19 protein-coding genes and 1 riboswitch are annotated in these 20,644 nt (G+C 66.6%); of the genes, 6 read left to right on the top strand and 13 right to left on the bottom strand.

The window, feature by feature from the left end:
* Positions 1 to 452: 452 nt before the first annotated feature.
* The 4 genes from ACYVD7_RS00830 to ACYVD7_RS00815 form a co-directional block, all read right to left on the bottom strand.
* On the bottom strand, positions 453 to 3,368 hold the full coding sequence (locus ACYVD7_RS00830) for a TonB-dependent receptor domain-containing protein (RefSeq protein WP_460758156.1): 2,916 nt from the start codon (positions 3,366 to 3,368) through the stop codon (positions 453 to 455).
* A gap of 357 nt (positions 3,369 to 3,725) precedes the next feature.
* A complete protein-coding gene (locus ACYVD7_RS00825) occupies positions 3,726 to 4,532 on the bottom strand; it encodes an XOO1806 family protein (RefSeq protein WP_460758722.1) in 807 nt (268 codons plus the stop codon).
* A 143-nt stretch (positions 4,533 to 4,675) separates the two neighbouring features.
* A complete protein-coding gene (hslO, locus tag ACYVD7_RS00820; protein ID WP_460758154.1) occupies positions 4,676 to 5,569 on the bottom strand; it encodes an Hsp33 family molecular chaperone HslO in 894 nt (297 codons plus the stop codon).
* Positions 5,566 to 6,867 (bottom strand): aspartyl/asparaginyl beta-hydroxylase domain-containing protein, encoded by a 1,302-nt coding sequence (locus ACYVD7_RS00815; protein WP_460758152.1) that lies wholly within the window; start codon positions 6,865 to 6,867, stop codon positions 5,566 to 5,568. The genes hslO and ACYVD7_RS00815 overlap by 4 nt, the downstream gene beginning before the upstream one ends.
* Positions 6,868 to 6,927: 60 nt before the next feature.
* On the opposite strand from ACYVD7_RS00815, the gene mtgA reads away from it, so the two are divergent.
* Positions 6,928 to 7,713 carry a monofunctional biosynthetic peptidoglycan transglycosylase gene (gene mtgA / locus ACYVD7_RS00810; RefSeq protein WP_460758151.1) on the top strand — a complete coding sequence of 262 codons (786 nt, stop codon included), beginning with the start codon at positions 6,928 to 6,930 and terminating at the stop codon, positions 7,711 to 7,713.
* Here mtgA and ACYVD7_RS00805 read toward each other — a convergent pair.
* From ACYVD7_RS00805 to ACYVD7_RS00790, 4 genes are all read right to left on the bottom strand, one after another.
* Positions 7,674 to 8,390 (bottom strand): aquaporin, encoded by a 717-nt coding sequence (locus tag ACYVD7_RS00805; protein ID WP_460758149.1) that lies wholly within the window; start codon positions 8,388 to 8,390, stop codon positions 7,674 to 7,676. The genes mtgA and ACYVD7_RS00805 overlap by 40 nt on opposite strands.
* Positions 8,387 to 8,908, bottom strand: coding sequence for an arsenate reductase ArsC (locus tag ACYVD7_RS00800; protein ID WP_460758147.1), 522 nt, complete (start codon positions 8,906 to 8,908; stop codon positions 8,387 to 8,389). The genes ACYVD7_RS00805 and ACYVD7_RS00800 overlap by 4 nt, the downstream gene beginning before the upstream one ends.
* Before the next feature lie 110 nt (positions 8,909 to 9,018).
* On the bottom strand, positions 9,019 to 9,546 hold the full coding sequence (locus ACYVD7_RS00795) for an ArsI/CadI family heavy metal resistance metalloenzyme (RefSeq protein ID WP_460758145.1): 528 nt from the start codon (positions 9,544 to 9,546) through the stop codon (positions 9,019 to 9,021).
* 1 nt (position 9,547) lies between these two features.
* Positions 9,548 to 9,874, bottom strand: a complete 327-nt coding sequence (locus ACYVD7_RS00790) for an ArsR/SmtB family transcription factor (RefSeq protein WP_460758143.1) — start codon at positions 9,872 to 9,874, stop codon at positions 9,548 to 9,550.
* 150 nt (positions 9,875 to 10,024) lie between these two features.
* Here ACYVD7_RS00790 and ACYVD7_RS00785 point away from each other — a divergent pair, with 150 nt between their 5' ends.
* Positions 10,025 to 11,041 (top strand): glycosyltransferase family 2 protein, encoded by a 1,017-nt coding sequence (locus ACYVD7_RS00785; RefSeq protein ID WP_460758141.1) that lies wholly within the window; start codon positions 10,025 to 10,027, stop codon positions 11,039 to 11,041.
* Entirely contained in the window at positions 11,001 to 11,429 is a 429-nt protein-coding gene (locus ACYVD7_RS00780) for a CBS domain-containing protein (RefSeq protein ID WP_460758138.1), read from the top strand. The genes ACYVD7_RS00785 and ACYVD7_RS00780 overlap by 41 nt, the downstream gene beginning before the upstream one ends.
* 79 nt (positions 11,430 to 11,508) lie before the next feature.
* Here ACYVD7_RS00780 and trhA read toward each other — a convergent pair whose 3' ends face one another.
* The 5 genes from trhA to ACYVD7_RS00755 all read right to left on the bottom strand — a co-directional run bounded on the left by trhA (position 11,509) and on the right by ACYVD7_RS00755 (position 16,651).
* On the bottom strand, positions 11,509 to 12,192 hold the full coding sequence (gene trhA, locus ACYVD7_RS00775; RefSeq protein ID WP_460758136.1) for a PAQR family membrane homeostasis protein TrhA: 684 nt from the start codon (positions 12,190 to 12,192) through the stop codon (positions 11,509 to 11,511).
* 89 nt (positions 12,193 to 12,281) lie between these two features.
* Positions 12,282 to 12,782: a hypothetical protein gene (locus ACYVD7_RS00770; protein WP_460758133.1), complete on the bottom strand. Its 501-nt coding sequence runs from the start codon at positions 12,780 to 12,782 to the stop codon at positions 12,282 to 12,284.
* A gap of 19 nt (positions 12,783 to 12,801) precedes the next feature.
* Entirely contained in the window at positions 12,802 to 14,406 is a 1,605-nt protein-coding gene (locus tag ACYVD7_RS00765; protein WP_460758131.1) for a peptide chain release factor 3, read from the bottom strand.
* A 209-nt stretch (positions 14,407 to 14,615) separates the two neighbouring features.
* Positions 14,616 to 15,545, bottom strand: coding sequence for a peptidoglycan DD-metalloendopeptidase family protein (locus ACYVD7_RS00760; RefSeq protein WP_460758130.1), 930 nt, complete (start codon positions 15,543 to 15,545; stop codon positions 14,616 to 14,618).
* Positions 15,546 to 15,556: 11 nt separating this feature from the next.
* Positions 15,557 to 16,651, bottom strand: coding sequence for an NHL repeat-containing protein (locus ACYVD7_RS00755; RefSeq protein ID WP_460758128.1), 1,095 nt, complete (start codon positions 16,649 to 16,651; stop codon positions 15,557 to 15,559).
* A gap of 216 nt (positions 16,652 to 16,867) precedes the next feature.
* Positions 16,868 to 16,987, top strand: a riboswitch (SAM riboswitch).
* Positions 16,988 to 17,070: 83 nt separating this feature from the next.
* Between ACYVD7_RS00755 and metX the strand changes: the two genes are divergently transcribed.
* The 3 genes from metX to ACYVD7_RS00740 are packed head-to-tail and all read left to right on the top strand — an operon-like array spanning position 17,071 to position 20,530.
* A complete protein-coding gene (metX, locus tag ACYVD7_RS00750; RefSeq protein WP_460758125.1) occupies positions 17,071 to 18,123 on the top strand; it encodes a homoserine O-succinyltransferase MetX in 1,053 nt (350 codons plus the stop codon).
* The gene (locus ACYVD7_RS00745; RefSeq protein WP_460758124.1) at positions 18,120 to 19,325 is read left to right on the top strand and encodes an O-succinylhomoserine (thiol)-lyase; all 1,206 of its coding nucleotides are present in this window, start codon (positions 18,120 to 18,122) and stop codon (positions 19,323 to 19,325) included. Before metX ends, ACYVD7_RS00745 begins: the two co-directional genes overlap by 4 nt.
* Complete coding sequence (locus ACYVD7_RS00740) at positions 19,322 to 20,530, top strand: homoserine dehydrogenase family protein (protein WP_460758122.1); 1,209 nt, start codon at positions 19,322 to 19,324, stop codon at positions 20,528 to 20,530. Before ACYVD7_RS00745 ends, ACYVD7_RS00740 begins: the two co-directional genes overlap by 4 nt.
* The last annotated feature ends 114 nt before the right edge of the window (positions 20,531 to 20,644 follow it).

Raw genomic sequence — 20,644 nt, 5'->3', positions numbered from 1 at the left:
GACGCCGATCCCGGAAATGAAGCGGCGGGTGCGCGTCAGGCGCACCCGCTTTCTTTTTGTCGGCAAGAGGGGCAGGCGCGTGCCGGCCCTGCCGGGCCCGCCATGCGTTGATGCTGGTAGCTGCCGTGATGCAACTGCACATGTGTGAGATGCAGCGGTAGGCGATTGGGAGATGGGAACCCCCCGTCATCTGGAGGCCGGCCGGAGTGTCGCTCCGAGTGACGTGACTCGGTCGAATGCCGACTGATGGCAGCCTGCTCCTTCGCTCAAGCCAGATCCCGCTCCTTCGATTGTCGGTGTCGACAATGGGCCTTCGCGCCTGTCGTTCCTGCTCATCAACCCGATGGGCGCGGAAGCCGGAAGCGACGCTCCTCGCGTGCTTGATCAAAGTCAGGCACAAAAAAAGAGGCGGGCCGAAGCCCGCCTCTCAATTACAACCGTAGCTTGGACGATCAGAACTTCATCGTCAGGCCGAGGGTGTAGTAACGACCGATCGTGTCGTAGAACTGCGGGAACGTGTTGCCGCTGTTCACCGAAGTGCTGCCGATGGTGCTGCCGACAATCGGCGGATCCTTGTCAGCCACGTTGTTGACCGTGAAGTTGATACGGGCATTCCACGGCAGGTTGTACTGGAACGACAGGTCGAAGTAGTCGTACGAGTCGACAGACTGGTACGGCTTGTACCAATCGGTCGCGCTCGTCGCGGTCGGTTCCACGTCGATCGCGCTCAGGTGACGCCAGTTCAGGCCGACCGAGAAATCGTTGATCGTCCAGGTGGTGCGCTGGTTCCACTTGTAGTCGTAGATGATGCCGGCGATGTTGTTGCACGACACGCTGTAGAAGCCAACGCAATCGCGGACCGGGGAAAGCGCGGTCGGCTGGTTGTCATACGACTGGGTCTTGGTCAGGTCCAGGGCCAGGTCGATGCGACCCATGGAGCCAACGTCGAAGCCGTAGCGGACGCCCAGGTCCCAACCGTCGGTCTGGGTGGCACCGAGGTTGTCGAGGATCTGGATCGGACCGCGAGCGTTGCCGTTGAACGAGCCGTCGAGCGGATCGCGACCGCCAACCACCAGCTGGCAGAACGAGTTCATCGTGTAGCCCGGGTTCAGCGTCGGGCTGTAGCAACCGTCCAGGATGTCGTCGATGGTGAAGGACGAGATCGTGTCCTTGATGTCGATCTTCCAGTAATCCAGCGTGATCGCCAGGTCGGTGACCGGCTGCCACACCAGGCCGATGGTCGTGGTGTCAGCCTTTTCCGGGCTCAGCCCCGGGTTGCCGCCGGTGAACACGTTGAGCTGGGCGGCCGACGGCTCCGGTACGGTACCTGCCGTGCCATTGGGCACGCCAGTCTGGCGGCACAGGTTGGACAGGGTGCCGGGCGTGTTGAAGTCGGTCGTGTTGATCAGAGCCAACTGGCAGGGATCGACTGCACGGTTGTCCAGCGCAGTGGTCTGCGGGAAGAACAGTTCGTTGACGTTCGGGGCGCGGGTGGCGCGCTGGAACATCGCACGGAAGCGCAGGCTTTCGATCGGAGCCCATTCCAGGCCGTACTTGTAGCTGCCGTACGAGGTGCTGCCCTGGCCGGCGTCGAACTGGCTGCGGCGGTAGCCGGCTTCCAGGTTCAGCGCGTAGGCACCGGTGTGACCGCTGACGATCGGCAGCAGCATTTCGGTGTAGGCTTCGTTCAGCTTCAGGTGGCCGCTGATGTCCGGGTTTGCGCCGCCCGAACCCATGACTTCAAGCGGGTCACGCGAAGCGGCGTCGGCGATGTTGAGCGCCGAGACCTTGCGCGACTCGACACCGAACGCCAGACCGATCGGGTAATCGGCCCACGGGCTCTTGACGTTGTCGCCCAGATCGCCGGAAACCGACGCGGAGAACAGGTCCTGGGTAACGCGCTGCTTGGCGAACGTGGTGACCGAGAGGAAGCTCCCCAGCGACGGATCGAGCTGGCCGTTGCCAACCCACAGGTTCAGCGGGCGGCAGCCGCCGCTCGGATCGACGCAGTTCACGCCGTCGGTCGACAGCAGGGCCTGCTGGGTGCGCGAGAACGACAGGAAGCCGCCCTGGTTGACCAGCTGGTCGGCTTCACCGTGCGACCAGTACGTGTCGTAACGCCAATGGTCGGTCAGGTCGCCACGCAGGCCGACGGTGGCCTGGAACACCTTGTTCTGGAAGTCCGTGAAGCGCGGGCCGTACTCCGTCGTGCGACGGAAGAGGGCGACGCGGGCGGTTTCGGCGCTGCCCGGGGCACAGTTGGTGATCGCGGTGCCAGCGGCCGGGTTGGCGGCGACGCGGGCGTTGTGGAACGTGCAGAGCTGGTTGCGGACACCGTCCGGCATGGACGGGTTGCCGATGCCGATATCGAAGGTCGTACCGAACAAGCCGCCCGGAGCGATCTGCGAGAACACGTTGGAGCGCGTGTAGAGCATCTGGGCGTAGGCTTCAGCCTTGTCCGTGATCTCGTAGCGGCCGAGAGCATTGGCCTGCCAGCGGTCGAGGGCCGTCTGGTTGAAGTTGTACGGGTTGAAGTTGAACCGGACGATCGGGTTGGTCAGGGTCTGGGTCGTCGGGTTGAACTGGCCAATGCCACCGACGCGCGTCGGGGTGGTGGTACCCGAACCGCCGGCAGAGCCGTCGCTGGAGTCGAAGTTGAAGCGCGAGAAGTCGCGATCGCCCTGCAGCAGCGGATCATTGTCCGTCTTGCCCAGGCTCAGGACCACGTTGCCGCGGCCGTCGTCGAAGTTGGCGCCGACGGTGACGTCGGTGCGGAAGCGATCGGCGTCGCCGCGCGAGGACTGGCCGTAGCTCGAGCTGATCTCGATGCCTTCGAAGTCACGACGCAGCACGAAGTTGACGACACCGGCCACGGCGTCGGCACCGTACACGGCGGACGCACCGCCGGTCACCAGGTCGACGCTCTGGATCAGGGCGACCGGGATGACGTTGGTGTCGACGACGCCGTTGAGGTTGAACGGAACAACGCGACGGCCATCCATCAGGACGACGGTACGGTTGCTGCCCAGACCGCGCAGGTTGATGGTGGCGCCACCGTTGGAGCCGTTGTTGGTGCCCGGGCCGATGGCCGGCACTGCAGCAGGAACCTGCTTCAGGAAGTCTTCGGCCGTAGCCGGCTGGGCGCGGTCGATTTCCGAGCGCTCAACGGTCATGACCGGGCTGTTGGTGGTCAGGCCGGGAATCGAAATGCGGCTGCCGGTGACGACGATGGCGTCGATATCGGTGGCCTGCTCGGTCTTCTGTTCCGGCTGGGCTTCCTGCGCGAGGGCAGAGCCGGCGAAGCCGGTGGTGCCGACGACGAGCGCGAAGGAAATCGCGTCGCGCAGCTTGGTTCGCTTGAATTGCATGATCTCTCTCTCCAAGTGGATCTTGGTTGGTTTCCCATGGGAACCCTCCCGGTGGAGTCAAGAACGACACCTAAGCCGGTAAGGTCGGGCCCGATAGTAGACCCGTCTCCGGAAAAATTAAAGTGTCGTTAACAAACGCCGACGGATGGCCTGGGCGACCCCGGCGTTCGCAGGAAATCCCGGGGAAATAGGCCTTTTCATGAAAACGCAGGTCAGCGCAGTCAGGCCATCAGGCGTCGTCGCCAATGCAGATCAGGCCGGCAGACAGGCATGAATTTCGCGGCCCGGGATGGGCGTCACGATTTGTGAAGATCTTGTGAAGGCGCCAACGGGGCCCGGGCGCGTCAGGCAGGGGACCTAGAGGTCCTGCTCATACCGGACGTAGGGCACGGTGCCTTCGTCCTTGTCGTTGCCGGGGGCGAACGGATTCTTGCCACGGGTGACGACGTTTTCCGCGCCGACCGTGAGCTGGCCGCTCCAGGGTGTGCGCCAGGTCAGGCCTAGGCCGAGCCCTTCCCATTGGCCCGGAATGCCCGGGGTCTGGATCACCCGGCCAATGATGTTGGCGCCGAAATTGCCCACGCCGGCGCCGACCGTGATGCTCTTGCTGGTCCAGCGATCGGTGACTTCGGAGGGAACGTCCCCGGCCGGAATCAGGCGTGCCCGGGCCCAGGTGCCGCCGATCGAGACGGTGGCTTCGCGGCCGAGGCTTTTCTGGCCATACACGGTCAGGCTGTTCTGGTCGAGCTTGCTGGTCCTGGTGTTCGGGCTCAGCCAGGCCGGCAAAGTGTCGCGGACGGTGCCCAGCAGCAGGCCGACACGGTTGCCACCGCGGCCCAGGCTGGCGCCGGCGCCGAACTGGTGGTCGCCGCTGTCGTTGTCCAGCGATGCGAGCATGCAGTGATTGGCCAGGTTGCCAATCGCCGCCGCCAGGCCGCTGTTGCAGACCAGGCCAAGCGTGTCGCCGGCGTCCAGCCCGAAGGCCGCGTCCAGCGAGGTCTGGCCCATGCGCCAGCGGGCGCCAGCGACGGGCGAAGTGGTCGGCTGCAGCTGCAGGACCGCTTCCAGCTTGCCGTTGGTATTCCAGACCGGCAGGAAGGTCGAGTCTGAAGGCTTGCTGGCCGACTGCGCATGCGCGCCCGACGTCCCGCCAAAGGCGAGCATCAGGGATAACGACAGTTGGAGCAGCCGCGCTTTCATGGCGTCGTTACGACCTCGAAAGGTCGCAGGAGTTCCCCGTCTATGGGTCCGGAACTATAGTCGCTTTATGGATATTTAACAATCTGCCGGGTCGGTCACAACTCCGGCTATTGCAACCTCTCCGGAGCCGGCTGTTCCACCCCGGTGGGCGCGAACAACTGATCCATCTGTTCCCCGTCGAATCGATAGGTCTGTCCGCAGAATTCACAACGCACGCGGGCCTCGCCATCGGCCAGCGCCGCGTGGGCCTCTTCGGAACCGAGGGACACCAGCATCGCTTCCACCCGCTCCCGTGAACAGGAGCAGGCGAAGGACAGCGGCCGCCCGCCCAGGACGTCGACACCATCCTCGTGGAACAGGCGGTGCAGCAGGGTCTCGCCGGGCAATTCGAGCAGCTCGCGCGGCTGGAGGGTGTCGAACAGGGCGCCTGCGCGTACCCAGCCGTCGTCGTCGCCGGTGTCGCCGGGGAGCTTCTGCAGCATCAGGCCGGCTGCCGTGTCGCCGTCGGCGGCCAGCAGCAGTCGGGTCGGCAGCTGCTCGGAGCGGCGGAAATAGTCCTCGAAGGCGCCCGCAAGCGAATCCGACTCCAGCGCGACCAGGCCCTGGTAGCGGATCGGGTCGCGATCACCGCGCGGCGGGTTCTCGATGGTGATCGCCAGCATGGCGTCTGCGCCGAGCTGGCCCAGGTCGCGCGAGACTTCGCCTTCGTCCTCGGCTATCTGGGCGATTCCACGCAAGGTGCCGGCCGCGGTGCATTCGGCGAACAGCGTGCGCAGTGCGCCCTGTCCGCGCAACTGCACCGAGAGGCGGCCGTCGACCTTGGCGTGGCCGGTGAACAGTGCTGCCGCGGCAGCGGCTTCGCCGAGCAGTTCAGCGGCGGCGGCCGGGTAATCCGAGCGTGCCTGGATCTGCTGCCAGGTGTCCTGCAGGTGGACGAGCACGCCGCGCACACCGGCAGCCTGGATGAGGAATCGGGTGAGTTGGTCGCGATCGCTGGTCATAGCTCACCCAGATCGGACTCGCCGCGGTAAAAATCAAGCATGCCCTGGATGGTTCCGTTCACCAGTTCACGTTCAAGAGGGGTCAGCAGCGGGTTCCAGACGTCGAAGATCAGCACCACGCGCAGTTCGTCGCTGCGGTTCCAGGCTTCGTGCTCGAATGTGTCGTCGAACAACAGCAGCTCGCCCGGCTTCCACTGCCGGGTTTCGCCGCCGACGCGGATGGCGCAGTCGTCAGGAACGATCAGCGGCAGGTGCACGGTGAGGCGGGTGTTGGTCGCGCCGTAGTGCGGTGGGATGTGCGTGCGCGCCTTGAGCGCGGAGAAGAACGTCACCGGCGCGCGATGCCGGATCCGTACCTGCGGCGCGGCGGTGAGGGCGGCTTCGGTCTTCGGGCAACGTGCGCAATTGGCATCGATGCGACTGCCATGTTTCCAAAGGAAGTACGCACCCCAGTCGAGCTTGTTGTCCAGTTCCGCGAACTGCTGCGCCGGCAGCCCCGGCGTGGACTGCACGTACGGCTCGAAGCCTTCCGCGTGCCCGGCGAGCACGCCCTGCAGTTCGTCCAGGATCTGCGGAAACGCGGCTTCCACCTGCGGTGCCCAGTCGAACTCGTCGCGCTCGAAGAATGGAATCGCGGGCAGCCGTGGATACGGCAGCGTCGCAGGTTGCTGCGTGGCGAAGCTGCGCCTGCCTTCGAGGATCGCGATGCAGGCGTCGATGCGGCGGCGCTCGAATGGGCTGGCCTGTGCATAGCTGCCTTGGATGCTCGCACGCAGCTGCTCGCCCAGGACGCCACGTTCGCGCGCGACGAAGTCCTGGGCGCGGGTCACCATCGCGTTGACTTCCGGCAGTTGCATGTGCGCGACGGGAACGAGGGACAAGGCGACCTGCCATGTCATCGAAGCCGCGCGGTTGCGGCCCATAGATGCCAGTACCTCACCCAGTTCGAACCGGGCGCCCCAGGCCGACGGGTCCAGCACGATCGCGCGTTCGAGATGGGCCACGGCGAGCTCGGGCTGGCCGGCGAGCTTGTGCACCCGCGCCAGCGTGGTGTGCAGGACGGCGACCTCCGGGGCGCCGGCGACAGCCCGCTCCAGGTAGTCGCGCGCCTGCGCCAGGCGTCCATCCGACATTGCCTGCCAGCCGAGCTGGTACCAGGCTTCCGGATGGGCTGGCGCCATTGCAAGCACCTGCCGCCAGGCCTGGTCGGCGAGGGCGGCGTCGTTCCGGCTCGATGCTTCGCGCGCGCGCGCCAGCAGGGCGTCGAGCGCGGTGGAAGGCGAGGGCTGGCTTGGCATCGGGCGGATCAACCGTGAACAATAGGAGGAAGCAGTCAGCGCCGGGGCGCCCTCAAGAGTATGACCGATGAAACCGCGCCGGGCGCCACGCCTCCGGCCTCGAAATGGGGTGCCCGCGTGCGCCGTTGGTGGTGGCGCATTCCGCTGCTGGTGATGGCGTTCACGGTGTTGCAGGTGGTGGTGCTGCGGTTCGTCGACCCGCCGTTTTCCGCTTTCATGGTGGCGCGCCAGCTGGAAGCCTGGGGCAGTGGCGACTTCGGTTTCCGCATCGCCTACGACTGGCGCGATCGCGAGGACATCTCCAGCAACGCGCCGCTCGCGATGATCGCGGCGGAAGACCAGAACTTCCCCACGCACCACGGCTTCGACTTCAAGGCGATCGAGAAGGCGCGCGCGCACAACGAGCGTGCCGAAGAACGCGCGCGCAAGCGCAACAAGCCGGTGCAACGCCTGCGCGGCGCGAGCACGATCAGCCAGCAGACCGCGAAGAATCTGTTCCTGTGGCGTGGGCAGGGCATCACGCGTTGGGCGCGCAAGGGCCTGGAGGTCTGGTACACGATGCTGATCGAGACACTCTGGCCCAAGAGCCGCATCATCGAGGTGTACGTCAACACGGTTGAGCTCGGTGACGGCGTGTATGGCGTGCAGGCTGCTTCGCGTACGTACTACCGCAAGGACGCGAAGCACATCAGCGCTGCCGAGGCCGCGCGCCTGGCCGCGGTGTTGCCTGCGCCGCGACGCTACAGCGTGGCGCGTCCGGGCCCGTTCGTGGAGCGCCGCAGCAACCAGATCCAGCGGCAGATGCGCTACATGGGCGGCGTTGGGTTCCTCGAACAGTTCGACTGATCGATGGCCGCTTCGGCATTGCCTGGAGCAGCCAGCAACCACCGCGCGAACAGCACGGCCAGCGCCGCGCCCACCAGTTGCGCCACGATGAACAGTGGTGCGTCCATCGGGCGGATGCCGGCGAATGTCCGTGTGAGCGAACGCGCCAACGTCACCGCCGGATTCGCGAACGACGTGCTCGCGGTGAACCAGTACGCGGCGAAAATGTAGCTGGCGACCAGCGCCGGCACAGCGCGTTCCCGGAAGCGGACACCGAGCAGGATGGTCAGCAGCAGGCCGAACGTCGCGACGGTTTCGCTCAGGCCCTGCGCCAAGCCGCTTCGCTCGTGCGTGCCGGGTTGCCATAACGGCAGGTCGAACATCGCGTGCGCCAGGCACACGCCCAGCACTGCGCCTGTGACCTGCGCGACGAGGTAGACCCAGGTGGCGGTGGGCAGCGGCTTCCCATGCAGGCGCATTGAGAGGGTTACCGCCGGATTGAAGTGCGCGCCGGATACGGGGCCCAGCAACACGATCAGCACGTACAGGCCGCCGGCAGTCGCGGCGGCGTTGGCCAGCAGCGCGATGGCGACGTTTCCGTCGGCCAGGCGTTCGCCCATGATGCCGCTGCCGACCACGATCGCCAGCAACAACAACGTGCCAAGCAGTTCAGCAGCGAAGATGCGGCCCGAACTCATGCGGAGGTCGCCTCGCCCTCGATGCCCTGCTCGCCGATCTCGCGCGCTTTGCCCTGCAATGCGAGTTGATCGAGTTTTTCCATCGGCAGCGCCACCAGCAGTTCGACGCGCCTGCGCAGCACGGAGAACGCTTCGAGATAGGCATGTCGACGGGTGGCTTCATCGCCTTCGAGCGCCGCGGGATCGGCAACGCCCCAGTGTGCGGTTGCCGGATGGCCTGGCCAGAACGGACAGCTTTCGCCGGCGGCGTTGTCGCAGACGGTAATGATCAGGTCCATCCGTGGCGCGTCGGGCGTGGAGAATTCGTCCCAGTTCTTGCTGCGCAGGTTGGCGGTGTCGAAGCCGATCTTCGCGGCGAGATCGGCTGCCATTGGTTGCACGCGGCCACTGGGATGACTGCCGGCGCTGTAACTGTTGAAGCGTCCCTTGCCGAGCACGGCGAGCAGGGCTTCGGCCATCACGCTGCGTGCGGAGTTGCCGGTGCACAGGAACAGGACGTTGAAAGCAGGTTCGGTCATGGCGGATGTGTCTTTGTTGGGTGCCGCTTGCGCGGCACGTCTGGTTCTCGGGATGGATCGAAAGTGTGGGTACGCGGTACAGGGCGTCCCGTTGGGAGCAGCAGGGTTGCCTAGGAGCAGCAGGCACTACCGCCCGCAGGCACGACCTGCTTGGCCGCGGGCACGCCGCACACCGGCGCGCATGTGTTGCCGAGCGATGGCGATGACGCGGTCGGGCCACAGCAGGTGTCGCGCTCCACGGCGACGCCTGCGGGATCGGCGAAGTAGGTCGTGGCTTCTCCGTGCGTGTGGAAGGTTTCCCAGCGCACGCCCTGCGGATCTTCGGCCCAGAATTTGTCCGAGCGCGCGTAGCAGCACGTGGTGCCCGCTTCCGCCAGTGTCACCGCGTCCGCGGCCTGCAACCGTTCGCCGATTGCGCGCAGCGCATCGGGGGTGTCCGCCTGCAGGCCCAGATGGGCGATACCAAGTTCATCCGATTTGCCGGTGGAGATGGCGAAGTTGATGCGCGGGTCCTCGAGCATCCATTTGGCGTAGTCGACTTTGGTCACGGTTGGCTGCGCGCCGAACAGTTGCGAGTAGAAGTGGATGTTCTGATCCAGGTCGGCAACGTGGACGTGTACATGGAAGCGTTGGCTCATGTCAGCAGCTCCGGCAATCAGTGGGGGATGCGGGTACGCAGGGCGCGCCGCCGCAACAGTTCTCCGTGAGGTAGGCGATCAGCGCGTTCATCCGTTCGAAATCGGCGCGGACCCGGATCACGCGGCCTTCGCGTTCGTCCACCGCCAGTCCTGCGGCGCGCAGCGTGTTGAGGTGGGCAGTGAGGGTCGCGGCCGGCAGGTCGAGGCGCTCGCGCAGTTCGCCGACGGCCAGCCCGTTCGGGCCCGCTTCTACTAGTGCGCGGAAAGCCGCCAGGCGGTGTGCCTGGCCGAGGGCGCGAAGGGCTTCAAGGGCAAGATTGGTATCCATGATTCGATATTTCCGGAAATATCGAATTGTGTCAAGCGGAGCGCTGCGAGATTGCCTACGTCTCCAAGTGAAAGCGCGTCGGGCACTGCAGGTATCGGGTCCCTTCTCCGCCCCACGAGGCAAACGCACAATCGCCGCTACCATGTGCCCATGACCCGCGACCGCCTGACCCTCGTCATCGCCGCCTTCAACGAGGCCGACGCCCTCCCGTTGCTGCATCCGCGCCTCGCCGCGGTGCTGGATGGCATGGCCGATGTCGATGGTCGCGTGCTGTATATCGACGACGGCAGCCGCGACGCGACCTGGTCCGTGCTGCAGCAAATAGCCGCGGGCGACCGGCGCGTCGGCCTGATCCGGCTGTCGCGCAACTTCGGCAAGGAAGCGGCGCTGACGGCCGGTCTGGACCACGTCGACGGGGGCGCCGCGCTGATCCTGGACGCGGACGGGCAGGATCCCCCCGAGCTGATCCCGCAGTTCGTCGCCAAATGGCGAGAAGGCTACGACGACGTCCACGGCACCCGTGTCGAGCGCGAAGGCGAGGGCTGGCTCAAGCGCGGCACCGCGCATGCGTTCTATCGCGTGATCGGCCGGCTCTCGCGTACGCCCGTGCCTGCTGACACTGGCGACTTCCGCCTGCTGTCGCCGCGTTCGTTGGCCGCGCTGCGGCAACTGCGCGAACGCCACCGTTTCATGAAGGGGCTATTCGGCTGGATCGGCTTCAACAGTGTCGCCATTCCCTATCGCCGCGACGCCCGCAGCGCCGGCGAAAGCAAATTCAACTTCTGGCGCCTGTGGAATTTCGCCCTCGAAGGCATCACCAGCTTCTCCACAGCGCCACTGCGGCTGGCGACCTACCTGGGACTGCTGACCGCGGCCGTGGCATTCCTCTACGCGCTGTGGGTCGTGCTCAAGGCGCTGCTGTGGGGCGACCCGGTGGCGGGCTGGCCCACCATGATGGCGGTGATCCTGGGCCTGGGTGGCGTGCAGCTGATCGCGCTCGGATTGATCGGCGAATACCTCGGTCGCCTCTACGAGGAAACCAAGCAGCGTCCGCTCTACCTGGTGGACGCCTGGCAGCCGTCTGCAGGAGTATCCTCACAGGCAGCCGCCATCGAAGGAGAGAGCCATGCGTACCGTGCGCCAACTGCTCGAAGCGAAAGCGTCTGAGATCTACGCGATCGATCCCGACGCAGCGGTCATCGACGCCATCCGCCTGATGGCGGAAAAACGCATCGGCGCGGTGCTGGTGATGCAGGGGACGCGGCTGGTGGGCATCCTTTCCGAGCGAGACTACGCACGCAAGATCGTGCTGCAGGGCCGATCCTCCGCAGACACGCCCGTGCACGACATCATGACCTCCGACGTCATCACGGTCAGCCTGGACGACCATGCCGAACACTGCATGCAGATCGTCACCCAGCAGCGCATCCGCCATTTGCCGGTAGTGCACCACGGCGAAGTGCTCGGCGTCGTGTCGATCGGCGACCTGGTCAAGGCCGTGATCGAGGACCAGCAGGTGGAACTCGACCAGCTGCAGCGGTATATCGCCAGTTGAGCAACTGGTCCGGCGTGGGCTGTGTGGAGGCCTGGGCCGTGCGCAGGTCTGAGGCGTGCGGAAGCGTGGACCGCGAGGATCAGCGGCTGGGCGCGACCTGTTCGAAGACCGAGACGTAGTGGCACACGCTGCCTGCGATCACGAACATGTGCCAGACCGCGTGGGAATAGCGTAGCGACGGCCGGTGGTAGAACACCGTGCCAAGCGTGTAGCAGACGCCGCCGGCGAGCAGCCAGCCGAAGGTCCAGGCATCCAGCGCGCGGAATACCGGCACGATGGCCAACAGCACCAGCCAGCCCATCGCGACGTAGATGGCGGTGGACAGCAGCTTGAAGCGGCCGGTGAAGAACAGTTTGAACACGACGCCGGCGATGGCGAGCGTCCAGATCGCACCGAGCAGCCACCAGCCCACCGGGCCACGCAGTCCAATCAGCGTGTACGGCGTGTAGGTGCCCGCGATCAGCAGGTAGATCGCGCAATGATCGAAGACCTTGAGGCGTGCCTTTGCGGTCGGATGCTGGATCGCGTGGTACAGGGTCGAGGCGACATACAGCAATAGCAGACAGAGGCCGAATACGACCGCGCCGGTGAGTTGCCAGCCATCGCCGCGCAGCGCCGCCAGCACGATGAGCACCGCGCCGCCGGCCAATGCCGCGGCTGCGCCCAGGCCGTGGGTCCATGCGTTGGCCATTTCTTCCGCAGCGTCGTGTCCCGTGATGGGCGCCTGCACGTTCGCTTGCGGTCCGTGGCGAGTGGCGATCATGTCCTGACTATCCATGGGCCCAGAGTCGCCCGGCAGTCTGGAGCATTTGCTCAACGGCGGGTATGCGCCCTCCGCTCGCGGTGTTGGCGTCACTCCAATCCGTTCAGGCGCCGCACCCGACGCAGGCGCCGGATCACCTTGCGCGGCGAAGGGAAGTGGTACTCCTCGACCTCCACCAGCAGGGTAGCGTCCCCACCGAATGCCTCGTGCATCGCGTAGAGCCGACCGTTGCCTTCGTAAGCCAGCCAGCAATCGCCATCGCGGACGACCTTGATCTGCGAGACCGATGGGATGATTTCGCCCAGCGTGGCCAGGTCCAGGCGTCCGAGCGCCAGCAGTTCTCCGCGGCGTGCCGAAAGTGCCCGCGCGCGGGCGTGGGTCTGCGCACGCGCCGCCTCGCGGTCGATCCGGTGGATCGGCTGCAGCGCCGACAGCGGCACCATCGCCTGCTGCTTGTGGCTGCGCAGGCGGTGGATGTCGAGCACGACCTTCGCCATGTAGGCGTCCTTGTGGTCGAGCGCGGCCAACTCGCTGCGCTTGCCCGCGAGGTAGCGCCACCATTGCGCCAGGCGGTCGCGGATTTCTCCCATCGCCGTCAGCCTTTCGCCATCAGTCGATGGACACCGCGTGGGCGTGCTCGCGCGTGGCCAGGAACTCGACGCCGGCGGCGCGCTCCTGCGCCAGTTGCAGGTTGACCCGGGTCGGTGCGAGGTAGACCAGCTGGCCCGCCGCGTCCAGGCTCAGGTTCATCGCGTTCTTGTCGCGGAATTCCTCGAGCTTCTTCGCGTCGCCGCATTTGATCCAGCGGGCGGTGGCGACATTGACTGCCTCGAAGCTCGCGTCCACGCCGTACTCGTCCTTCAGGCGATAAGCGACGACGTCGAACTGCAGCATGCCGACCGCGCCGAGGATCAGGTCGTTCGACATCAGCGGGCGGAAGAACTGCGTCGCGCCTTCTTCCGACAACTGCGCCAGGCCCTTCTGCAGCTGCTTGAGCTTGAGCGGATCGCGCAGGCGCGCACGGCGGAACAGTTCCGGGGCGAAGTTGGGGATGCCGGTGAAGCTGATCTTCTCGCCTTCGCTGAAGGTGTCGCCGATCGAGATCGTGCCGTGGTTGTGGATGCCGATCACGTCGCCCGGCCACGCGGTCTCGGCGATCTCGCGATCGCTGGCCATGAAGGTCAGCGCGTTCGCCAGCTTCACTTCCTTGCCGGTGCGCGGATGGAACGCCTTCATGCCGGCGCTGAACTTGCCCGAACAGATGCGCATGAACGCGACACGGTCGCGGTGCTGCGGATCCATGTTCGCCTGGATCTTGAACACGAAGCCGGACAGAGGCTGTTCGTACGGCGCGACTTCGCGGCCGGTGGTGGCGCGCGGTCGGGGCGAGGGCGCGTGGTCGACGAAGAAGTCGAGCAGCAGCTGCACGCCGAAGTTGTTGACCGCCGAACCGAAGAACACCGGCGTCTGCTTTCCTGCGAGATACGCGGCAGGATCGAACGGGTGCGAGGCGCCCTGCACGAGTTCCAGTTCGTCGCGCAGCTCCTGCAGCATGGCCGCGCCGATGCGCGCTTCCAGGCCCGGGTCGTCGAGCGATGCGAAGATCGTCGAATCCTGGCGGGTGAAGTTGCGACCCGGCTCAAACAGGTGCACTTCGCCGGTGATGAGGTGCACCGTGCCCTTGAGGCGCTGGCCCATGCCGATCGGCCAGGTGATCGGCGCGCACTGGATGCCCAGCACGCTCTCGACTTCATCCAGCAGGTCGATCGGATTCTTGCCTTCGCGGTCGAGCTTGTTGATGAAGGTCATGATCGGCGTGTCGCGCAGGCGGCACACCTCCATCAGCTTGATCGTGCGTTCTTCGACGCCTTTTGCCACGTCGATGACCATCAGCGCGGAGTCGACCGCGGTGAGCACGCGATAGGTGTCCTCGCCGAAGTCGGCGTGGCCGGGTGTGTCGAGCAGGTTGACGATGCGGCCTTCGTACGGGAACTGCATCACCGACGAGGTCACCGAGATGCCGCGTTCCTTTTCCAGCGCCATCCAGTCGGACGTCGCGTGGCGTGCGGCCTTGCGGCCCTTGACCGAGCCGGCCATCTGGATCGCACCGCCGAACAGCAGCAGCTTCTCGGTGAGCGTGGTCTTGCCGGCGTCGGGGTGCGAGATGATCGCGAACGTGCGGCGGCGCTGGGCTTCGGTGGAAACGTCGGACATGGCGGCGGCGCGCCGGGCAGGCGCGTCGTGGAGCGGGGAAGGGCGGGATTATAGGCGAAAGCGTTGGTGGGACCGGGTTGGATGCGTTTCGGGGCGCGGCGGCGGCGGGGCGGTGGTGAAGCAGGCGCTCGTGGTTTGCCATTGTCGGCCGCAGGCGCGGCGCATATGGAGTGGACGGCCTTGTCCTGTCGTGGCCGGCCGGCCGGACGTCAGTTCCCCAGGCCGCCGGCGATCCGCAGCGGCCCGTTCGGCCCGCTCATGCGGAATGGCAGCGATTCCAGCTTCATCCCGCGATTCACCTGGATCACGAAATGCAGATGCGGCCCCGTGGTGAAGCCGGTGTTGCCCGACAGCCCGATCTGCTGCCCGGCGCGCACGCGTTGGCCTACGCGGACCAGGGCGCCTTCCTCGCGCAGGTGGGCGTACAGCGCCATCGTCCCGTCGTCGTGGAGGATGCGGATGAAGTTGGCACGGCCGCCGTACTTCTCGCGGTTCAGGCCGGCCTTCTCGAAGTCGTTCTCAACCTGCATCACCACGCCTTCGCGTGCGGCGAGCACCGGCGTACCGATGTCGGCCGCGAAGTCGACGGCGTAACGGTTCTGCAGGTCGTTGTGGCTGAAGCCGCCGCCGAAGCCCTGGTCGATGCGGAAGTAGTTCTGCTGCAACGGCAGGCGGTATTCGACGTCGCGCGGTCGAGCGGTCGGATCGCCCGGCAGGCTGTCCATCAGTACCTCGCCGCCGCGCGAGCCATCCAGCACCGCGACGAGCGTGGTGCCGTTCGCCGGGACGGTCGCGCGCGCGGGCAACGGCGGGTCGGCATCGACGGCGCCACCACGTGCCTGCAGCATCACTTCGATGGGGCCGGCCAGGTTGTTGTCGGCAAAGGCGAGATAGCGCGACCCCTTGGGCTCAAGGCGCAGGCGGGCGACGGCGCGTGGTTCGGCGGTGACGGGAATGATCTTGACCGATCCCGATTTCACCGCCGGGCTGGCGCTGTCCGGCGCGTTGTCCCCGTAGTGGGTCACGCCGTTCTTGTCGGTCCATTTGTAGATCTTTGATGCGTGCGCACCGAAGGCCGCGCCGACCAGCAGCACGGCGATGCACGATGCGACGACCAGGCGCGCAGATCCCGCGGACACGACGCTTCCCCTCACTGCGTGCAGCTTTGTTTCAGTCCCAGCGATCGTGCCACATCGCGCAGGTCGAAAGCAGTGACGGATTTGTCGTCATGCACGGCAAAAAGCGCGCCACCGGGGAAGCCGGCACTCGCCGCCGCATGCAGTGCGACGCCGTCGGTGCGCGCGGTGGTCGCGCCCTGGAAACTGCCGGCCGGTTGCAGGGTGACGCGGTCGAACAGATGGAAGATCGTCAGCGGCGCCAGCTGGTCCACGGCGATCCAGTAACCGCTGCCATCCGGGCAGGACCACAGCGCGACGCCCTCGGCTTCGGCACCGAAGGCGTCCTGCGGCAGGCTGCGCCCGGTGTAGCGGCCGCTGAAGGTGTATTCGCGCAGCGTGGACAGGTGGCGGCGGTCCTCGTCGGCAACCAGCATGCGGTCGTTCTCGGGGTCGCCGGCGATGGATTCGACCATGCGCAGCGCGCTGTCCTCATGCGTGTCGCCGAAGGAACCGGCGTACTGCGCGCGCATGCCGCCGTCCTGGTCGAAGGAAACGCGGTAACGGCGCACGCGCTGGTTGAGCTCGTCGAACGGCGGGACGATGTCGAACTTCTGGCCGTACATGAAGCTGTCGGTGACGTAGATCTCGTACTCGCCCGGCTCCTTCTCGGTCATCCAGATGCCGTACGGGCTGCGCAGCTCGGTTTCGCCAAACGTGGCGAGTGGCGCGAAGTCAGGCAGGTGCAGCACCTGCACGCGATGGTTGTCGCGCTCGACCACGAACAGCAGGTCCCCCTGCACGGCGATGCCGTTGGGGCGCTTGAACTGGCCCGGCTCCTTGCCCTCGCCGCCGACGGTGCGCAGCTGCTCGCCCGTATCGGCGTCGAACACCACCAGGCGGTGGCTGGACTTGCCGGTAGCGATCAGCCACGTCTTGCCGTCCGGCGTCGGCCAGGTGGCCAGCGAATCGAGTTCTTCAGCCGGCGTTTCCGCCGAGACGTAGCTCTCCACCACGGTACGCAGTTGCGGCGCCGGGGCGACCGGCGGCGGGGTGGTGGGGCGAGGGGCGGTGGCGCAGGCAGTCAGAAGGGCGGCCAGCGCGGCCGCCGTCAGGAAACGTGGGCTCATGGCCGAAGTGTATGCGGACCGGTATGGCCGATGCGACGGGTCCGGTCGCATCGGTGACGCCGACTTTGGGAGGGCGTCGGCAGGTTTGCCGCGTAGGCGCGGTCAGGTCCTCCGGCCGCCGCCCCTTATGCCCGGACCGTGATCGCTTATAACTTTATCTCTCTATCGGCATGGAGAGATTGACATGCGTGCAGAAGGGTCGGCAGACTGGCCGCCAATCCATCGAGACCGGCTGAGGGACAGGCCCTTAGACGCCGGGGCAACCTCCGACTCCTTTACTGGAGCAGGAAGGTGCCAACTCCTGCGGCGCCGCATTGCGGTGCCGAAAGATGGTTGCAACGTGCGCCTTTGACGGTGCGCGCGTGCAGCTGTCGGCTCGATGGTCGGTCCAAGAACGCCCCAAGGACGCAGCCATCGCCATGAGCCTCGACGCCAACACGATCTCTTCTACACGTGCCGAACCCGCATCGACCTGGTCGCCCGCCTTCCCGGCGCGTCGCGGCGAAGTCCAGACGACGCTCCCGTTGCGCCACGGCGGCACGCACCAGGTGACCCTCCGGTTTGAAGTCCTGGGCGATGCATCGCTGCCAGCGGTGTTCATCGCCGGCGGCATCTCCGCGCATCGCCATCTGGCGGCCAGTGCGGCGTTTCCGGAAGCGGGGTGGTGGCAGGAACAAGTCGGCGAAGGCCGCGCGCTGGACCCGACCCGCCACTGCCTGGTCGCGTTCGACTGGTTGGGCTGCGCGGGCGACCTGGATACGGTGATCGATCCGGCCGACCAGGCCGACGCGGTCGCCGTCGTGCTCGATGCGCTGTCGATCGACAGGATCGAAGCCTTCATCGGTGCGTCCTACGGCGCGATGGTCGGCCTGCAGTTCGCCCTGCGCCACGCCCATCGCGTCGGCCAGGTGGTGGCGATCAGCGGTACGCATCGCGCCCACCCCTTCTCCAGTGCGTGGCGTGCGCTGCAGCGCCGCGCCGTCGCACTGGGCGCCGGCCTGGCGCTCGCCCGGCAGCTGGCGATCCTGAGCTATCGCACGCCGGAAGAATTCGCCGAGCGCTTCGGCGCGACGCGTGTCGTCGATGGACAGGTGCGCGTGGCGGCCGAGGACTACCTGGACCATTGCGGCACGTTGTACGCGTCGCGGGTTTCGCCGGTTGCCTATGCGCGCCTTTCCGAATCCATCGACCTGCAGGCGCTGGAACCCGAAGACATCACGGTGCCCGTCATCGTCGTCGGCGTTGAACAGGATCGGCTGGTGCCCGTGGAGGACTCGGTCGAGCTGGCCCGTCGCCTCGGCGCGCCTTCGCGCCTGTATCGCCTTGAATCGATCTACGGCCACGACGCCTTCCTGAAGGCGGTCGAAGACGTCCATCACCTCCTCGTCGACGCATTGCACCCAACCGTGCCTGCGGCGGCGCACAACCCCATCCAAATCCAGATCCAGACCCAGATCGAGGCCGCCGCATGACCGTCAATCGCACCAACGCACCCAGCCGCTGTACCGCCGCGGTCCGTGCCGGCATCGACCGCGACACCGCTTTCGGTGCGGTGACTCCTCCTATCGTGCTGTCCTCCAACTTCAGCTTTGCCGGCTTCGAACAGAAGCGGCAGTACGACTACACCCGCAGCGGCAATCCGACGCGTGACCTGCTCGGCGACGCGCTCGCCGAGCTGGAAGGCGGCGCCGGCGGCGTGATAACCGCCACCGGCATGGGCGCGATCACGCTGCTGCTGCACGGGCTGCTGCAGCCGGGCGAGCGCCTGGTGGTGCCGCACGACTGTTACGGCGGCAGCTGGCGCCTGTTCAACGCGTTGGCGAAGAAGGGCGCGTTCGAACTGACCACGGCCGACCTCACCGATCCGCGCGCGCTCACCCAGGCGTTGGCGCAGTCGCCGAAAGTGGTGTGGATCGAAACGCCATCCAACCCGCTGCTGCGCATCACCGACCTGCGCTTCGTGATCGAAGCCGCGCACAAGGCCGGTGCGCTGGTCGTGGTCGACAACACCTTCCTTTCGCCCGCACTGCAGCAGCCGATCGCCTTTGGCGCGGATTTCGTCATCCATTCCACGACCAAGTACATCAACGGCCACAGCGACGTCGTCGGCGGTGCGGTGGTGTCGAAGGATCGCGCACAGCACGACCAGCTGACCTGGTGGGCGAACGCGCTCGGGTTGACCGGCTCGCCGTTCGACAGCTTCCTCACGCTGCGCGGCCTGCGCACGCTCGACGCGCGCCTGCGCGTGCACCAGGAGAACACGCAGGCGCTGGTCGACCTGCTCAAGGATCATCCGGCCGTACGCACGCTGCATTACCCGGGACTGGAGAGCCACCCCGGCCATTCCGTCGCCGCCAAGCAGCAGGACGGATTCGGCGCGATGCTGAGTGTCGAACTCGAAGGCGGTACCGATGCGGTGCGTGCCTTCCTCGACGGGCTGGAGAACTTCACCCTCGCCGAGTCGCTCGGCGGCGTGGAAAGCCTGATCGCGCATCCGGCAACGATGACCCACGCGGCGATGTCTCCGGAAGCCCGCGCCGCTGCCGGCATCGGCGACGGCCTGCTGCGCCTGTCGGTGGGCATCGAGCTGGCGGACGACCTGGTGGCCGACATTGCTGCCGCGCTGGAGCGCGCGCTGCAGGTGGAAGGCGACATCAAACGCGTGGCGACATGAGCGCGGTGTCCGTGGCGCCGGCGGGCGCATCGCTGGCATCGGCTGCCAATGAGCCGCTGGTCCGTGGCGCGGCGCGTCTCGAACATCCGAACGCGCCCGCGAGAATCGCGTTGTTGGGAACCGGCACCGTTGGGCGCGCCGTATTGGCCCGCTTGGCCGCTTGGCAGGGCACCCGGTTTGGAGCACGGCTGGAACTGATCCATATCGCCAATTCGCGCGTGGCGCTCGCCGATGACTCCGGAGTGTGTCCGGGCCAGGCCAGCGGCGTACTCGGGCTGGGATGCGTGCATGCCGCCGTGCGCTCGGCGGCACGATCGGATTCGGTGAGCCTCTCGCCGCGACCTTCGGATCTGGACGACGTCGCGGCGTCTCTGGGCGAGACCGGCAAGCGCATCGTCATCGACGCCACCGCGAGCGAAGCCGTCGCCGAACGGCACGCGCAGTGGCTTGCGGGCGGCATCCATGTCGTCACCGCCTGCAAGCTGGGGCAGGGCACCGAACTGTCGCGCTGGCGTGCAATCCGCGACGCCTGCGCGCAGGGCGCGACCCGCTACGGCGACAGCGCCACCGTCGGCGCCGGGCTGCCGTTGCTGCGCAGCCTGCGCGAGCTGCAGGCGGGCGGCGATCGCATCCATGCCATTGCTGGCGTGCTGTCCGGTTCGCTGGCGTGGCTGTTCAACCACTACGACGGCATGCGCCCGTTCTCCACGCTGGTGCGACAGGCGCGCGAAGCCGGCTACACCGAACCCGACCCCCGCGACGACCTGTCCGGCGAGGACGTACGTCGCAAGATCGTGATCCTTGCCCGCGCTGCTGGTTTCGAACTGGAATCGCAGGCGGTCGATGTCACCTCGCTGGTGCCGCGCCATCTCGCGATCCTCTCGCCGGATGCGGTCGACGCGGCATTGCCCGCGCTGGACATGCCGCTGCGCGAGCGCTTCGCGGCCGCGTACAAGAATGGCGAACGGCTGCGCTTCATCGCCCGGCTGGAGCGAGGCGAGAACGGCGAAGGCAAGGCGCGCGTCGGGCTGGAAAAATTGCCGTCCGATCACCCGCTGGCCGGCGGCGGAGGTACCGACAATCGCGTCGCAATCTGGTCGGATCGCTACAACAGCCAGCCGCTGGTGATCCAGGGACCCGGCGCGGGCGCGGAAGTGACCGCGGCGGGATTGCTGGACGACGCGTTGCGCATTGCGAACGCGTAGGGCGGGTCTCGACCCGCCGTTCTGGCCACCGGCGACGCCTGCGCCACGGCTGATAGGGCGATCTATTCACCTCACGCCGGATTCGTCATGCAGCCGGGCGGGCCATAACCGCCG

The organism is Lysobacter fragariae (assembly GCF_054779775.1).
The sequence above is the reverse complement of the archived record's forward strand: the minus strand, read 5'-3'. Positions and strand labels throughout refer to the sequence as shown.

Coding starts and splice junctions, on each gene's coding strand:
- ACYVD7_RS00765 (WP_460758131.1), bottom strand. CDS start 14,406: ATGTCCGACGTTTCCACCGAAGCCCAGCGCCGCCGCACGTTCGCGATC.
- ACYVD7_RS00830 (WP_460758156.1), bottom strand. CDS start 3,368: ATGCAATTCAAGCGAACCAAGCTGCGCGACGCGATTTCCTTCGCGCTC.
- metX (WP_460758125.1), top strand. CDS start 17,071: ATGAGCCTCGACGCCAACACGATCTCTTCTACACGTGCCGAACCCGCA.
- ACYVD7_RS00795 (WP_460758145.1), bottom strand. CDS start 9,546: ATGAGCCAACGCTTCCATGTACACGTCCACGTTGCCGACCTGGATCAG.
- mtgA (WP_460758151.1), top strand. CDS start 6,928: ATGACCGATGAAACCGCGCCGGGCGCCACGCCTCCGGCCTCGAAATGG.
- ACYVD7_RS00805 (WP_460758149.1), bottom strand. CDS start 8,390: ATGAGTTCGGGCCGCATCTTCGCTGCTGAACTGCTTGGCACGTTGTTG.
- ACYVD7_RS00785 (WP_460758141.1), top strand. CDS start 10,025: ATGACCCGCGACCGCCTGACCCTCGTCATCGCCGCCTTCAACGAGGCC.
- ACYVD7_RS00770 (WP_460758133.1), bottom strand. CDS start 12,782: ATGGGAGAAATCCGCGACCGCCTGGCGCAATGGTGGCGCTACCTCGCG.
- ACYVD7_RS00745 (WP_460758124.1), top strand. CDS start 18,120: ATGACCGTCAATCGCACCAACGCACCCAGCCGCTGTACCGCCGCGGTC.
- ACYVD7_RS00800 (WP_460758147.1), bottom strand. CDS start 8,908: ATGACCGAACCTGCTTTCAACGTCCTGTTCCTGTGCACCGGCAACTCC.
- trhA (WP_460758136.1), bottom strand. CDS start 12,192: ATGATCGCCACTCGCCACGGACCGCAAGCGAACGTGCAGGCGCCCATC.
- ACYVD7_RS00825 (WP_460758722.1), bottom strand. CDS start 4,532: ATGCTCGCCTTTGGCGGGACGTCGGGCGCGCATGCGCAGTCGGCCAGC.
- ACYVD7_RS00790 (WP_460758143.1), bottom strand. CDS start 9,874: ATGGATACCAATCTTGCCCTTGAAGCCCTTCGCGCCCTCGGCCAGGCA.
- ACYVD7_RS00740 (WP_460758122.1), top strand. CDS start 19,322: ATGAGCGCGGTGTCCGTGGCGCCGGCGGGCGCATCGCTGGCATCGGCT.
- ACYVD7_RS00815 (WP_460758152.1), bottom strand. CDS start 6,867: ATGCCAAGCCAGCCCTCGCCTTCCACCGCGCTCGACGCCCTGCTGGCG.
- hslO (WP_460758154.1), bottom strand. CDS start 5,569: ATGACCAGCGATCGCGACCAACTCACCCGATTCCTCATCCAGGCTGCC.
- ACYVD7_RS00755 (WP_460758128.1), bottom strand. CDS start 16,651: ATGAGCCCACGTTTCCTGACGGCGGCCGCGCTGGCCGCCCTTCTGACT.
- ACYVD7_RS00780 (WP_460758138.1), top strand. CDS start 11,001: ATGCGTACCGTGCGCCAACTGCTCGAAGCGAAAGCGTCTGAGATCTAC.